A 15483-nucleotide genomic window follows, 5' to 3' on the forward strand; every position below is an offset into this window, starting at 1 on the left:
GTTTTCAGGGCTCAAAAGGGCGGTTATGGAGCAATCGATTCAGGACTCCCAGAGGATTTCGTCGTCCACCACGCCGTCTTCGTCGGCGGCCACCACCAGCACCTCGTCCGTGAAGTGTGAGCCCAGGGTGAAGTCCATCACGAAGTAGCGCTCAGGCTGGCCGGGGAAAATTCCCACATGGCCGAGTTTGAGGGCTTTCAGGAAGACGTCGTTAGTGAGCTGGCCACGTTCCTCCACGCCGAAGACTTTCTGCAGCTGCTCGTCCTTGAGGGCGCTACAGTGGAAGTGGAGGTACTCCTGCGGGCTGGTGCCTTCCTGCTCCAGTTCGTCGGCGATCATTTGCCGCACCTCGTCCACAAGCTCGGGGAGGAAGCGCAACCGGTAGTCCACCTTGTGCATTGCCGCTTCGTCAAAGTGGTCGTGAGCGTTGATGTTCAGGTCGAGTTCCAGCAACTGGCCACCCAGCTCGTGTTTCGCGGCGATGTTGTGATCCCTGCCGTGGTTGAGCTCGATTTCTCCAAAGTGCTGGCTCGCTACCCTGTTCATATCTTCAACATAGACCCCAAGCGCTGAGCATTCCAGCATTCGGGACTAATTCCCTGCAGCCCCCAGGCCAGCCAGCGTTTCAGCCAGCAGGTCCACGAACAGCTGCACCCGGGCGGTCTTCTTCTCGTTGATGAGCAGGGCAAACACGTTCCGTGCCAGCCGGATCTCGGGAACGTCCAGCACCACAACGCCGGCCGGCCGGTTCCGCAATGCCAGCTCGGGCACCAGCGCGGCGCCCAATCCGGCGGCCGCCATTTCGAGGCTTGCATGGAAATCGTCGCTGTGGGCAACCACGCGCGGATGCAGGTTGCAGCTGGCAAAGAGACGTTCGATCACCGCGGCGTCCGGGCTCCCGGGGTGGTGCATGATCCAGGGCAGTTCGGACAGATGGTCCGCCGCCACCTTGGCGTCCGTGCGGAATCCCCAGCCCGCGGGCAGCACCACACGGAAGTTGTCGTCGCCGATCCACTGCCGGTTGATGGTGTGCGGCCATGCGAGCCCGGACTGACCCACCTGGAAGACCAACGCCACATCGAGCTCTCCGCCGGTGCGCAGTCCCTGGATGGTCTGGGCCGGCTCGGCCACCGACACTTTGAGGTCGATGCCCAGGTCCTTCCACGCCGGATTCTTCAGGATGCGAGGGAGGACGTAGGTGGCCAGGCTGGGGAAGATTCCCAGCCGCAGCTCCTGGCTGGTGCTGTGTGTTTTGGAGGCTGCCGCCATCAGGGCTTCGATGTCCGTGAGGACCTTCGCGGCGTGCCGGGTCATCACCATTGCTGCTTCCGTGGGGACCACGCTGCGGGCCGAGCGCTGGAACAGGACCACGCCCGTCTCGCGTTCCAGGGCGGACATCTGCTGCGAGACCGCCGACGCCGTGTACCCCAGGCGTGCCGCTGCGGCCGCGAAGGAGCCCAGCCGGGTAACTTCAAGGAGAGTCTTCAGATGAACGGGATTTACCAACGCTGTCCTTCGGTCAGGGCCGCCTGGGTACCGCGTTGTGCCGGTTCTGGAAGGCCCGCTTCATTCTGGCACAAAGATTTACTTCAAACTCAGTCATCCACCGGCCCCACGGCGTCGAACTGCCCCTAGAGAGTTTGCACCGAGCAAATGCACCACGAATTCCGAGTAGGGGAGCAGAACAGTGTCTTTGGCAGGGAACCCGAGCGGCAGGACACAGCGACGGCGCGTCGCCGTCGTGGGCAGCGGAGTGGCGGGCCTGACGGCCGCGTATGTCCTGAACCGGCACGACAACGTCACCCTCTTTGAGGCGGACAGCAGGCTGGGCGGCCACGCCCACACCCATAACGTTCCGCAGCCGGACGGATCCACCCTCGGCATCGATACCGGCTTCATCGTCCACAACAAGCGGACCTATCCCACCCTGCTGCGGCTGTTCGCGGAGCTGGGTGTGGAGACGCAGGACTCGGAAATGAGCATGTCCGTCCGCTGTGACGGCTGTGGCCTGGAGTACGCCGGGGCCCGTGGGGGCGGCCGCGGGATCATCGCGCGCCCGTCCAGTCTCCTGCGTGGACGCTACCTGCTGATGCTGCTGGAGGTCATGCGTTTCTACCGCAGGGCCCGGGCGCTGATTGAGGCGGCCCCAGCGTCCGACGCCGGTCCTGGTGGGGGCGGCTCGGAGCCCACCCTCGGTGAATTCCTGGCAAAGGAACGCTTCAGCAAGTACTTCATCTCCCATTTTATGACGCCGGTGGTTAGTGCGGTCTGGTCGTGCGATCCCACCACGGCGCTGTCCTACCCGGCGCGGTACCTTTTCACGTTCCTGGGCCACCACGGCATGTTGGGCGTCAAGGGGTCGCCGCAGTGGCGGACGGTCACCGGCGGTTCGGGGCAGTACGTGGAGAAGCTGGCCGCCACGTTGCCAGATATCCGGCTTAACAGCCCTGTCACCGGCATCCGGCGCCACGCCCTCGGCGTGGAACTGACCACTGAGCAGGGAATTGAAGATTTTGAGGCCGTGGTCATTGCCACGCACCCGGCCCAGGCACTGGGCTTCCTCGCGGACGCCACTCCGGCCGAAAACGACGCTCTGGGCCAGATGCCCTATTCCGTCAACCACACCGTTTTCCACCGGGACCCGGCCGTGCTGCCCGCCGCGGACAATGCCAGGGCGTCCTGGAACTACCGGCTCCCTGATTGCGAAGCCCGTCCGGACAAGGTGCTGGTCAGCTACGACCTCACCCGGCTCCAGCGCCTGGAGCCGGCCGACAGCCAGCCGTACCTGGTGAGCCTGGGGGAGTCAGGGCTCATCGCGGAGGAACGCGTCCTGGAGCGCATGGTCTACGAACACCCCCAGTACACGCCGGAATCGCTGCGGGCACAGCAGTGCATTGCAGCCCTGAGCGATGACCGCATCGCATATGCCGGCGCGTATTTGGGCTGGGGCTTCCACGAGGACGGCGCCCTGGCCGGAGTCCGGGCCGCCGCGAGCCTGGGACGCACCTGGGATACGCCAGGGATTCAGGCACTCAAGCCTGAACTGCTTTCTGCCGCGGAGGGCGCATGAGCTCGACTGCAGCCATTTACCGCACGTCCATTTCCCACGTGCGCCGGACCCCGCTGAAGAATGCCTTCACCTACCGGAGCTACAGCTGGTTTGTGGACGTGGACCGGCTCCCGGTATTGCCCCGGCTCATGCGGCCACTGGCCGTCTTCCGGGCCGCCGACCACCTGGGCGATCCCGAGGCCACCATCCGCAGCAACGTGGAACGGTTCCTGCGGACCCGGGGGATAGAGCCCGACGGCGGTGCCATCCGGATGCTGACCAGCGCCCGGGTTTTCGGCCACGTCTTCAACCCGCTCACCCTCTTCTGGTGCTACCGGCTGTCAGGGGAACTGCAGTGCGTCATCGCCGAGGTCCACAACACCTACGGCGAACGCCACTGCTACCTCCTGGAAACGGATCCTTCCGGCCGGGCCAGTGTGCCCAAGGCCTTCTACGTTTCACCGTTCAATGACCTTGACGGGCAGTACCGGATGAAGCTGCCCGCGCCGGAGCAACGGCTGTCCGTCTCCATCGTTCTGGAGCGGGAAGGCCACCGGCCGTTCGCCGCCACCATGGACGGGGACCGGCACCCGGCCACCGTCAGGAACATCCTGGCAGCGGCCATTGCCGTCCCGGCAGCGCCGCTGCTGGTATCGGCGCTGATCCGGATTCAGGGCATCAAACTCTGGGCACGACGCCTGCCAGTCATCAAGAAACCACATCACCCCTCACAGGAGGCAGTCCAATGACAATGACCGATGAGAACGGAACAGCCGCGACTGCGGAGGTTTCCGCCGCGAAGTCCGCCGTACGGCACCCGGTGACGGGGCAGGCTCCTGCCGGGGTACCGGCGTCGCCGGCCACCATCGATCCGGAAGTGTGGCCCGGTGTTGCCCACGCGCCGTCGGGCACTAAAGCGCTGGTGGCGGGCAAGGCCGCCGGACTGCTGTTCAAGGCGGCGGTACGCCGGCTTCCCCTTCGCGTTGCCTACCCGGACGGTTCAGTACTCGGCACCGGAGGCCTGGACGCGCCCGTGATGACCATGCTCAGGCCGGCGGCGTTCGAAGTGCGGATCGGTGACAACGGCCTGATCGGGCTGGGCGAGTCGTTTATGGCTGGGGACTGGGAAGCATCAGACCTCGCCGGGGTGCTGGAGGTCTTCGCCGCGTCCGTGGACACGCTGATCCCCGCACCGCTGCAGAAGCTGCGGACCCTGTACCTGCCGCGGACGCCGCGGCAGGAACGCAATGAGGAGCACAACACCCGCAGCAACATATCGCGGCACTACGACCTCTCCAACGAGCTCTTCTCCAACTTCCTGGACACCACCATGAGCTACTCCTCGGCGCTTTTCCCGCTGAGCGACGGTGCGCTGGATTCGGTTCCGTGGGACGCCTTGGCGGAGGCCCAGCAGGCCAAGATCGACAGGTTGCTGGACAAGGCCGGCGTCGGATCCGGCACGCGGCTGCTGGAGATCGGCACCGGCTGGGGTGAACTGGCCCTCCGGGCAGCAGCCCGCGGTGCCACTGTCTACAGCGTGACGCTCTCCAGTGAGCAGCGGGCGCTGGCGCAGGAAAGGATTGCGGCCGCCGGCTACGCAGACCAGGTGACCGTGGCGCTGCAGGACTACCGGGCCGTGGAGGGCGAATTCGACGCCGTTGTGTCAGTGGAAATGATCGAGGCGGTTGGCTATGAGTACTGGCCCATCTACTTCCAGACCATTGACCGCGTGCTGGCCCCGGGCGGAAAGGTGGCCATCCAGGCCATCACCATGCCGCACGGCCGCATGCTGGCCACGCGCAACGCGTACACCTGGGTGCATAAGTACATTTTCCCCGGTGGGTTCCTGCCTTCAGTGCGGGCCATCGAAAGTGTGACCCAGCAGCACACCACACTCCGGGTGCGGGAGCGGATGGGGCTGGGCGATCACTACGCCGCGACCCTCCGCCTCTGGGAGGAACAGTTCACAGCGCGCTCGCAGGAGGTGGGCGAGCTGGGGTTCGACGCCGTTTTCCAGCGGATGTGGCTGTTCTACCTGTGCTATTCACGGGCGGGTTTCCAGTCCGGCTACCTGGACGTGCAGCAGATTGTCCTGGACCGCCGGGAGGCGCAGCTGTAGCTGGTTAGGTTCACCACGTCGCAGGGGTCCTGAAGGTTTCTTCAGGGCCCCTTTTGCGTGCCCGGCACTAGATGTAGTGGGCCGCCCACTAGGCGCGACACGCCGTCCAGCACGCGACACGCGGGGGCGTTAATTGTGGCTAAGTACTCCACAGGGTGTGGATGACGTCCGCAAAAATGGCGGGATTCCGGACATTTTGAGGGCGTCTGCCTGTGGATTAAAAGTGCATTAAATGACATACTTGTAATACATCATCTTGGGGTTCCGAAGAGCCGTCTGCACTACATGTAGTATCGACGTACAGCTTGGGCAGGACTAAGACGAGCGAAGATTTCGATAAAGGGGACAGGGACAATGACCGTTACGGTTTACACCAAGCCTGCGTGTGTACAGTGCAACGCAACCTACCGTGCGCTGGACAAAAAAGGCATTACTTACCAGAGCGTTGACATCTCCCAGGACGCCGATGCCCTCGAGCGCCTGAAGGCGCTGGGCTACATGCAGGCACCTGTTGTAGTCACGGACCAGGACCACTGGTCAGGCTTCCGCCCGGACAAGATCGAGGAACTGGCGCTGTCTGCCGTTTCCTCCGTGGCCTAAGGCCCCACACTTTTCGCCAGCCGGCAACTTTCAATACGCACACATGAGGTGACTCCCGTGTCAGCACTGGCAGTAGCCAGGGCCCAGGTGGCCCCGTTGCCGCCTGTCACCACGCAGAGCCAGCTCATCTACTTTTCCTCCACCTCCGAGAACACCAGCCGCTTTGTCGCGAAGCTCGGACGTGAGCTGGCACGGATCCCGCTCCATGCAACGGATGCACCCCTTCTCGCCACCCGGCCATACGTGCTGGTGGTGCCGACCTACGGGGGCACCGGGGGAGAGGGCTCCGTGCCCAAGCAGGTGATCCGCTTTCTGAACAACCCGCAGAACAGGCAACTGATCCGTGGGGTTATCGGTGCAGGCAACACAAACTTCGGGGACAACTACTGCATGGCAGCGGACATCATTGCCGCCAAATGCAGCGTCCCCCGGCTTTACAGATTTGAACTTATGGGCACGCCAGAAGACGTCGCCCGCGTACACAATGGATTGGACACGTTTTGGACACGACTGTCGCAGACACAGAAGTAACCAGGGCCGAAGGCCAGGGCACCGCCGCTGCCGAAAAGCGGAGTGCCGCCGCCGAAAAGCCCGAGATGCCGGCCGCCTATAAGGGGCTGGGCTATCACGAGCTCAACGCCATGCTGAACCTGTACGGCCCCAACGGAGAGATCCAGTTCGAGGCCGACCGCGAGGCTGCGCACCAGTACTTCCTGCAGCACGTGAACAACAACACCGTCTTTTTCCATGATCTGGAAGAGAAGCTCGATTACCTGGTGAAGAACCAGTACTACGAGCGCGAAACCCTTGACCAGTACACGATGAACTTCATCCGCGAGCTCTACAACCGCGCGTACAAGAAGAAGTTCCGTTTCGAAACCTTCCTGGGCGCGTTCAAGTTCTACACGTCCTACACGCTGAAGACGTTCGACGGCAATCGATTCCTGGAGCGCTACGAGGACCGCGTCTGCATGGTGGCCCTGCACCTGGCCCGCGGTGACGAAAAGCTCGCCCTGCAGATGGTGGACGAGATCATCGAAGGCCGCTTCCAGCCGGCCACCCCGACCTTCCTCAACGCCGGCAAACGCCAGCGTGGCGAGCTGGTCTCCTGCTTCCTGCTCCGCATCGAAGACAACATGGAATCGATCGGCCGGTCCATCAACTCGGCGCTGCAGCTGTCCAAGCGCGGCGGCGGTGTGGCGTTCGCGCTGACCAACATCCGCGAAGTCGGCGCCCCGATCAAGCAGATCGAGAACCAGTCCTCCGGCGTTATCCCCGTGATGAAGCTCCTCGAGGACAGCTTCTCCTACGCCAACCAGCTCGGTGCCCGCCAGGGTGCCGGTGCGGTGTACCTGCACGCGCACCACCCGGACATCTACCGCTTCCTGGACACCAAGCGCGAGAACGCGGATGAGAAGATCCGCATCAAGACCCTCTCGCTGGGCGTTGTCATCCCGGACATCACGTTCGAGCTGGCCAAGAAGGACGAGGACATGTACCTGTTCTCCCCGTACGACGTCGAACGGGTCTACGGCATGCCGTTCTCTGACGTCTCGGTCACCGAGAAGTACTACGAGATGGTGGACGATTCCCGGATCAAGAAGACCAAGATCAAGGCGCGCGAGTTCTTCCAGACCCTCGCCGAGATCCAGTTCGAATCCGGCTACCCGTACATCATGTTCGAAGACACCGTGAACCGGGAAAACCCGATCGACGGCAAGATCATCATGTCCAACCTGTGCTCGGAGATCCTCCAGGTTTCCCAGCCCACCACGTACCACGATGACCTGTCCTACGACCAGACCGGCAAGGACATCTCCTGCAACCTGGGTTCGCTGAACATCGCCAAAGCCATGGACAGCCCGGACTTCGGCCTGACCATCGAGACGGCCATCCGGTCCCTCTCGGCAGTCTCGGACATGTCCAACATCACCTCGGTGCCGTCCATCGCCCGCGGCAACGATCAGTCCCACGCCATCGGCCTGGGCCAGATGAACCTGCACGGCTACCTGGCCCGCGAGCGGGTCCATTACGGTTCCGAAGAGGGCCTGGACTTCACCAACATCTACTTCTACTCGGTGGTGTACCACGCGGTCCGCGCCTCCAACCTGCTGTCCATCCAGACCGGGCAGACCTTCGGTGGCTTCGAGAAGTCCAAGTACGCGTCGGGCGAGTTCTTCGACAAGTACACGGAGCAGGAGTGGGTGCCGCAGACCGAGAAGGTTGCGGAGCTGTTCAAGAACATCCACATCCCCACCCAGGATGACTGGCGCGAGCTGAAGGCTTCCGTCATGGAGCACGGCATCTACAACCAGAACCTGCAGGCCGTGCCGCCGACGGGTTCGATCTCCTACATCAATAACTCCACCTCCTCGATCCACCCGGTGGCGTCCAAGATCGAGATCCGCAAGGAAGGCAAGCTGGGCCGCGTGTACTACCCGGCTCCGTACCTGACGAACGACAACCTGGAGTACTACCAGGACGCGTACGAGCTCGGCTACGAGAAGGTCATCGACACCTACGCCGCCGCCACCCAGCACGTGGACCAGGGCCTGTCCCTGACGCTGTTCTTCAAGGACACCGCTACCACGCGCGATATCAACCGGGCCCAGATCTACGCCTGGAAGAAGGGCATCAAGACCATCTACTACATCCGTCTCCGCCAGCTCGCGCTGGAGGGAACTGAGGTGGAAAATTGCGTCTCATGTATGTTGTAATCAACCGAAATCGGTTGATTTACGACGGCGGCAAAACGCCCCTCGTAGTGAACCCGTCTTAAAGGCTTGAAGGGCCGTGCTCTAACACGGCCCTTCAAGAATCTCGCGCACGAGACGTTCCAAATTGAATCTCTGGAAGGTCGAATGTATCAGGGCACGCGGACGAAAGTCCAACTTCCCACGCGGGATTCCGTAGCTGCCCACAAGGTCAGCTACGAAATCAACAGCCGAGCATTCGGCAGAAAGGGGCACCAGTGCCTCAGAAAATTGCACGTGACGCAAAGACCGGCGCATTCATCCCCATGGCGACGGCGCAGCGCCGTCCCAGTACGACGACGGTGGAGTTTGTGGGTTCAGGCACATCGAACTCACGGCTTGTGAACCGCTCCGCGGACACGGGCAGGTTCGTGACCGACACTGCCGCTAGGCGGAGTCCGGCGCAGACGATTAGGCAGTGGGTCTAAGAGCTCGACTGTGGCTGTGTGGGCGCCCAAGCCTGGGCGCCCACACGGCCATCTAGAATTGAAACAGGCACGGCGGGTTGCTCCCCGTGGAACAGCAATCAGGCGGAGGACGCAAATTGACCGAGAAGCTCAAGTTACTGAGCCATGTTGAAGCGATCAACTGGAACCGTATCCAGGACGACAAGGATGTGGACGTCTGGAACCGCCTGGTCAATAACTTCTGGCTGCCGGAGAAGATCCCGCTGTCCAATGACGTCCAGTCGTGGGCCACGCTGACCTCGGACGAGCAGCAGCTCACCATGCGCGTGTTCACGGGCCTGACCCTGCTGGACACCATCCAGGGCACCGTCGGTGCGGTTTCGCTGATTCCGGACGCGATCACCCCCCACGAGGAAGCCGTCTACACGAACATTGCGTTCATGGAGTCTGTGCACGCCAAGAGCTACTCCTCGATCTTCTCCACGCTGGCCTCCACCAAGGAGATCGACGAGGCATTCCGCTGGTCCACTGAGAACGTGAACCTTCAGAAAAAGGCCCAGATCGTCATGGACTACTACCAGGGCGACGATCCCCTGAAGCGCAAGGTTGCCTCCACGCTGCTGGAGTCCTTCCTGTTCTACTCGGGCTTCTACTTGCCGATGTACTGGTCCTCACGGGCCAAGCTGACGAACACGGCCGACCTGATCCGCCTGATCATCCGTGACGAAGCCGTGCACGGCTACTACATCGGCTACAAGTTCCAGAAGGGCCTGGAGGGTCTGTCCGAGGAGCGCAAGCAGGAGATCAAGGACTACACGTTCGAACTCCTCTTCGAACTGTACGAGAACGAGGTCCAGTACACGCACGACCTCTACGACTCCGTTGGCCTGGCCGAGGACGTCAAGAAGTTCTTGCACTACAACGCTAACAAGGCGCTGATGAACCTGGGCTACGAGGCCATGTTCCCGGCTTCCGTCACCGACGTAAACCCGGCCATTCTGTCTGCCCTGTCGCCGAATGCTGACGAGAACCATGACTTCTTCTCGGGGTCAGGTTCCTCGTACGTGATCGGTAAGGCCGTCAATACTGAGGATGACGACTGGGACTTCTAGTCTTCTTCTTCTTCGACGTGGTGGGCCATCGTCGGACCGACAGTTGGTTCCACTAGCAAGTGGAGGCACAAGTGACGATGACAAAATGAAGATCCCGATGGTTGCTGTGGGTGACCGCCATTCTGTGAGAGGAAATCGAACAATGCAGCTAGGTGAGGCTGAAGAACCTCCATACTTCCTTCATCATCCGCTGTACCTTGACACGCCGATGATGGTGAGCTTCCTCGCGCACCTTGAAGGCGGGGTGTCCACATTTGAGGAAGCGACCACCAAAGAGGCTGGATCAAAAGAGCGTGTATTGAAAGCGCGCGCAGGATTCAAATTTAACTTGCCGGCGATTTTGGAAGCTGATCTGGGCGGAGATGGCTCTACGCAGAGTCGTGATGACGCCAGTAGCGAGGTCAAGACTAGCCGCCACCATACGGCGGCTAGTCTCTTCAATGCTTTGTACCGCTACCTCCGCGAAGATGGGCAAATACTGTCGGTTCAGGGTGCCCCGGACATTGAGAACCTGTCCAGTGGCCAACTGATTGAAGTCAAAGGGCGCTATCTCGGCAATCCGTTTGAAGACGTTCTTCTCTTTGCTGACTCCCTGCTCGGGTACCTCACAGCCCAGCAGGAGGCGAAGTCGGTAGTGAAGGTTGCGGCCTCCAAAGCGAACCGCTCGGGTAATCCTCAGGTGAAAGCGAGTGCTGCTAAGACATCCAACAAGGAAGATGAAGCGGGGGTGGACAGTGGCGCCGCGGCGCTCGTCGTGAAGATGGCTGCCGATGTCCGTGCATCTCATGTCCACGACCTCTTGCTTGAGACTCCCAATGGCCTTTCTGCCGTTCTTACCGTTTCATCAGACTTCTATACTTCGGCAACGAATGAGTATCTCAAGTCCGGCGAGTTCACTGTCATCGGTAAGGTGACGCGAGCTTTGGACGAAGACGAGACAATAAACCTGTCGCGCCGGACCATCCTCGGTGCTGCTAGTCCGGAATTAGCTCAATCCGTCGTTGATGGTTTTACTTCGATGAGACCCGAAGGCGCGGCCGCATCAGCCATAGTTACGGGCCCTGCGATCCAGGTTCTTCCCATGGCAATCTATATCTAGCTTTCTCGGGACGAGGATGAGAGCTGGTGACACGGCGGACGCGTCATTGCCCGGGAGGCAGACGGCCGCCCGTGTGTCACTGAAGGCGGCCCTTACAACCACCTTGCTCGATATGACTGTTTGGTCGCCTTGGACCATTGGCTAGTGCTGGCCTCATTGTCTGGTGACGTGGGCCCGCGGAGGCATCAAATTTCGTGCACAAGGTTTCGTCCTTCTAGACGTTCAAGAAGCAACGTGCCCCCTGCTCCTGGCCCGCTCTGCGCCGCGAATTATCAGCTCGCCAGCTACCCCGAGGCCAATGAGAGCTAGCAGCGTCCCGTTCCGCGCGGAACTCGCGGCCATGTAGGTGTTCTGCGCAGCAGTGACGGCCGCGATGTCATTGGCGTACCACCCGTTGACAACTGTTTGCTGCGGGGCCCCCTTTGTCTCACCGTTGTTCATGGTGTTCTTTAGATCGGCTGCGCTGAGCTCCGACTTCCAGTCGGACGGGCCGCTGCCGCTCAACGAGGGGTTGCTGGTGAACCATGTGATGATCAGCAGGAGCCCGAGGACCGCGCCCAGAATGATTCGGGCACCGTTGGCCGACCGGAGCTTCGCTAGTTTCAGCCGTTTGGTCTTCAGCTGTGTTTCTTGGTCCTGCGTCGGCGGAACGTCCGGATCTACGCTTGCATTGGATGCTTCGAATGTAGTCATTTCCCCATTTTCATTTTGATATTTTTGCAACCGCCTGATGGCGGAAATCTCTTGGCCTAAGTCCGTGCCTCAGCAAACCGCGGCGCCATCGATTCCATCTGTTCCATGACCAGCTTGATCGCCTCGGGCTGCTTGTCAGGCGGGTATCCGAACCTGACCAAGAGCCGCTTGATAGAAGACCGAAGTTTCGCACGAACATCGTCGCGCACGGTCCAGTCCGTCCGGACGTCCCGCCGCATCACGGCCACCAGCTCGCGGGCAATGTCAGCCAGGACGCCTTCGCCCTGAACCTCCACCGCCGACTCGTTCTGGGCCACAGCATCGTAGAAGGCAAGCTCATCGGAATTAAGCGGGGGAGTGAACTGCTGGCCGCGTTTACCTTCCGCGGCCACCTCACGCGCCAGCTCCACCAGCTCTGCAATGACCTCGGCGGACGTCAGTTGCTGGTTCGTGTACTTCTTCATCAGCTCGGTGATCCGCTCGGAGAACGCCCGCTGCCGGATCACGTTGTTCCGCGTGGATGCGGCGGACTCATCAGCAATCAGCTTCCGTAACGCCTCGATGGCCAGCTGCGGGTTTCGCGCCTTCTGAGTCTTCGCGATGAACTCCGGAGTCAAGTCATCCAGAGATGGCTTGGGCATGCCGGCTGCCTCGTAGATGTCGAGCACCTCGCCGGAGGACGTCGCCGAAGCAATCAGGTTCCCGAGCAGGCGCTGAATCTCCTCAGGAACTGGCTCGCCGCTGGCCTGCCGGTCGGCAGCGTCGTACTTCGCCATCCAGACGCGGATCTCCTCGTAGACCTGGATCTCGGGACGCAGCTCAGCCAGTGTCTCGGAGCCCGAGCACAGCGCCCACGCACGGGATAACTGGCTGGAGAACTTGCGGTACTTCGCGGCAAGCGACTCTTCCCCGTCAGCCGGCTGGTTACCGGGCGAACCCGGGCTGCGCAAATAACTGACCGCGCCGGTGACGGCATTCAGGAATGCCTTGGGCCCGCCCTTCATCAAAACGGACTTCCAGTCGTAACCGGCCAGCAAGGAACGCAAGGACTCTACCAGGGACAGGGTCAAACCAATGGCCTCGTCGATATTCTTGCCCACGGGCTTGTTCGCCCGGTCAGACTGCGTGTATTCGCCCAATGCCTTGGCCAGATTTTCGGCCAGCGGGGCGTAGGCCACCAACAGACCGTCCTCCTTGCCGCGGAACGTGCGGTTCACGCGTGCCAGAGTCTGCATCAGCAGCGCGCCCTTGAGCGGCCGGTCCAGGTACAGCGTGTGCAGGGGTGGGGAATCGTAGCCGGTGAGCATCATGTCCTTGACGATCACAAGCTCCAGCTCGTCGTCCACGTTTTTGAGCCGCTCTTTCACCTGAGCATTCAGAGAGTCCCGCCGCACGTGGTCGGAAACGGGCGGCACATCAGTCGCATCGCCCGAGTACACCACTTTGATCTTGCCCTTGGAGAGGTCGTCCGAATGCCAGTCGGGCCGCAGCTCCACAATTGCGGAGTACAGCTTCGCGCAGATCTCCCGCGTCCCGCCCACGATCATGGCCTTGCCCGGCGCCTCGATGAACTTGCCCATCCGGTCACGCCGGTTCTCCCAGTGCGCCACCAGGTCCGCGGCCAGCGCCGCGATACGCTGCGGCGCACCATAAACAGCGTTGACGACGGCGACGCTCGCCTCGATGCGCGCCCGCTCGGTGTCGTCGAGCCCAAGCGTCACTTCGTCGGCGGCCTTGTCCAGGTCATCCTCGGTGATATCGGAGGCCAGCCCCACCTTGATCAGCCTCGGCTCGAAGTAGACGGGAACCGTGGCGCCATCGTCCACCGCCCGGGACAGGTCATAGATGTCGATGTAGTCGCCGAAAACATCCTGGGTGTTCCGGTCGTCAAAGGAAATGGGCGTTCCGGTGAAGGCAATCAGGGTGGCATGGGGGAGTGCGTCCCGCAGATGGCGGGCGTAGCCATCCAGATCGTCGTAGTGCGAGCGGTGTGCTTCGTCTACTACGACGATGATATTGCGCCGGTCGGACAACAAAGGGTGGTCGGCGCCGGCGTCTTTCTCGGACTTGCTGCGACCGAACTTCTGCAGCGTGGTGAAGTAGATGCCGCCCGTGGTCCTGTTACTCAGCTCGTCGCGCAGTTCGGATCGGCGTTTGATCTGCTTCGGCGACTCCGCGAGGAGCAGACTGCGGTCGAAGCCTTCGAAGAGTTGGCCGTCCAGCTCGTTCCGGTCAGTAATGACCACGACAGTTGGGTTCTTCAACTTTGGCTGACGGGCCACCATGTTGGCGTACAGTTCCATTTCCATGGACTTGCCCGAACCCTGAGTGTGCCAGACTACGCCGGCCTTGCCGTTGCTTTCCACCGCCTGGATAGTGCTGGCAACTGCCTTGGTCACGGCGTAGTACTGGTGCGGCTTGGCGATGCGTTTGGCCAGCCCACCCGAGCCCTGGTCGAAGGCGGTGAAGTTGCGGGTCAACTGGAGGAAGCGCTCCTGGTTGTAGAGGCCATCCAGTGCGGTATCCAAAGCGGTGACGGCGTCGCCGTCGAGCATGAAGCCCTGAGGGACGGGCACACCGTCGTCGTCCACGTTCCAGGGTGAGAAGTGGTTAAAGGCTGTAAACGGCGTTCCGTACTTGGCCTGGATGCCGTCCGAGGCGAGCGTGAACACGCAGAAGCGGAACGCCATCGGGAATTCGCGAAGATAGGTCTGGAGCTGGGCGTGGGCGCCGGGAAGATCGGCGTGGGCGCTGCCCGCCTTCTTTAGCTCGATGATGCTCACGGGCATGCCGTTGCAATAGAGAACAACGTCGAATCGCCGCTTGTAGTCGCCCTCCACCAGCGTGACCTGGTTGACGGCGAGCCAGTCGTTCTGGTCCGGCTCGTGGCTGACGAGCCTGATGGTGGGGTTGGCTTCGTTGCCGTCGGAGTCGATATAGGTCAGCCGGTAGCCGTCCACGAGGCAGTTATGGATCCGGTGATTCTCGGCGAGAGCGTCGTTGGATTTGGGTGCCGCGATTTCCGACAGTGCCTGCTGCAGGTATTGGGCCGGGACCGTCGGGTTGAAGCGCTGGAGGGACGCGAGGAGCCGCGGCCGGATAAGCAGCTCGGCCCAGGAATCGCGTTCCCCAGTGCCGGGTGCGATTGTCTGGCCTTCGAACGGCTTCCAGTCCAGTTCGCCGAGCCGCTCCTTTGCGGCCCCTTCCCAGTCGGCTTCGGAAAAGGCTACTGCTGGTGCTGTTGTCACGGTGATTCCCCCAATGTTGTTTGCTGTTCAGCTTACTCAGGCGCCAAGTCGGCCAGCCCTATATTCCATGGCTGTTGGTTTGCCTAGCCCGCTGGGAGCATTTGGATCGAAATTGACGTTGCAGACGGTGTCTGCAACATTGGCGCTGGGTTCAAAGCATTTGTGCAGCCGCCTGCTGCACAAATATGGCCCTATCCTCTATAACCCTGTTTCCCGCTGACGGACGTGCAGAGTTTGCGGGTCGTCGAAGAATATTGCAACAGCCTGTTGCAATATTGGACGACCTCGGTCCCGGTTAAACCTGCAAATGCCGCTTGCAAGATTCAATCGGGTCCGGCCCCAACTCGTGCAAGGCCCTTGCATCATTGCGGAGCGGCCCGGCGTCAATTGTGCAAGCGGCACT

The 15483-nt window shown here is 61.5% G+C and carries 12 protein-coding genes; 8 read left to right on the plus strand and 4 right to left on the minus strand.

Annotated elements, in window-relative coordinates; genetic code table 11:
• Positions 1-39: 39 nt before the first annotated feature.
• Together AC50YA_RS02585 and AC50YA_RS02590 are read right to left on the minus strand one after the other, a co-directional pair.
• A complete protein-coding gene (locus AC50YA_RS02585) occupies positions 40-546 on the minus strand; it encodes a DUF2004 domain-containing protein (RefSeq protein ID WP_160671438.1) in 507 nt (168 codons plus the stop codon).
• A gap of 45 nt (positions 547-591) precedes the next feature.
• Positions 592-1506, minus strand: a complete 915-nt coding sequence (locus AC50YA_RS02590) for a LysR family transcriptional regulator (RefSeq protein WP_494980797.1) — start codon at positions 1504-1506, stop codon at positions 592-594.
• 181 nt (positions 1507-1687) lie between these two features.
• Here AC50YA_RS02590 and AC50YA_RS02595 point away from each other — a divergent pair, with 181 nt between their 5' ends.
• The 8 genes from AC50YA_RS02595 to AC50YA_RS02630 all read left to right on the plus strand — a co-directional run bounded on the left by AC50YA_RS02595 (position 1688) and on the right by AC50YA_RS02630 (position 11139).
• Entirely contained in the window at positions 1688-3070 is a 1383-nt protein-coding gene (locus tag AC50YA_RS02595) for an NAD(P)/FAD-dependent oxidoreductase (RefSeq protein ID WP_494980798.1), read from the plus strand.
• Positions 3067-3798, plus strand: a complete 732-nt coding sequence (locus AC50YA_RS02600; RefSeq protein WP_494980799.1) for a DUF1365 domain-containing protein — start codon at positions 3067-3069, stop codon at positions 3796-3798. Before AC50YA_RS02595 ends, AC50YA_RS02600 begins: the two co-directional genes overlap by 4 nt.
• On the plus strand, positions 3795-5168 hold the full coding sequence (locus AC50YA_RS02605) for a class I SAM-dependent methyltransferase (RefSeq protein ID WP_494980800.1): 1374 nt from the start codon (positions 3795-3797) through the stop codon (positions 5166-5168). The genes AC50YA_RS02600 and AC50YA_RS02605 overlap by 4 nt, the downstream gene beginning before the upstream one ends.
• Before the next feature lie 354 nt (positions 5169-5522).
• Positions 5523-5768 carry a glutaredoxin-like protein NrdH gene (gene nrdH / locus AC50YA_RS02610; protein WP_009356333.1) on the plus strand — a complete coding sequence of 82 codons (246 nt, stop codon included), beginning with the start codon at positions 5523-5525 and terminating at the stop codon, positions 5766-5768.
• A gap of 57 nt (positions 5769-5825) precedes the next feature.
• Positions 5826-6299: a class Ib ribonucleoside-diphosphate reductase assembly flavoprotein NrdI gene (gene nrdI / locus AC50YA_RS02615; protein ID WP_494980801.1), complete on the plus strand. Its 474-nt coding sequence runs from the start codon at positions 5826-5828 to the stop codon at positions 6297-6299.
• Between the two features lie 65 nt (positions 6300-6364).
• On the plus strand, positions 6365-8485 hold the full coding sequence (gene nrdE / locus AC50YA_RS02620) for a class 1b ribonucleoside-diphosphate reductase subunit alpha (protein WP_494980840.1): 2121 nt from the start codon (positions 6365-6367) through the stop codon (positions 8483-8485).
• Between the two features lie 580 nt (positions 8486-9065).
• Complete coding sequence (gene nrdF, locus AC50YA_RS02625; RefSeq protein ID WP_494980802.1) at positions 9066-10040, plus strand: class 1b ribonucleoside-diphosphate reductase subunit beta; 975 nt, start codon at positions 9066-9068, stop codon at positions 10038-10040.
• Positions 10041-10125: 85 nt separating this feature from the next.
• Entirely contained in the window at positions 10126-11139 is a 1014-nt protein-coding gene (locus tag AC50YA_RS02630) for a DUF6414 family protein (RefSeq protein WP_494980803.1), read from the plus strand.
• Positions 11140-11361: 222 nt separating this feature from the next.
• On the opposite strand, the gene AC50YA_RS02635 is transcribed toward AC50YA_RS02630, so the two are convergent.
• A complete protein-coding gene (locus AC50YA_RS02635; protein ID WP_494980804.1) occupies positions 11362-11832 on the minus strand; it encodes a hypothetical protein in 471 nt (156 codons plus the stop codon).
• Between the two features lie 56 nt (positions 11833-11888).
• The gene (locus AC50YA_RS02640) at positions 11889-15080 is read right to left on the minus strand and encodes a type I restriction endonuclease subunit R (protein WP_494980805.1); all 3192 of its coding nucleotides are present in this window, start codon (positions 15078-15080) and stop codon (positions 11889-11891) included.
• Between the last annotated feature and the right edge of the window lie 403 nt (positions 15081-15483).

The organism is Pseudarthrobacter sp. RHLT3-21 (assembly GCF_059383495.1).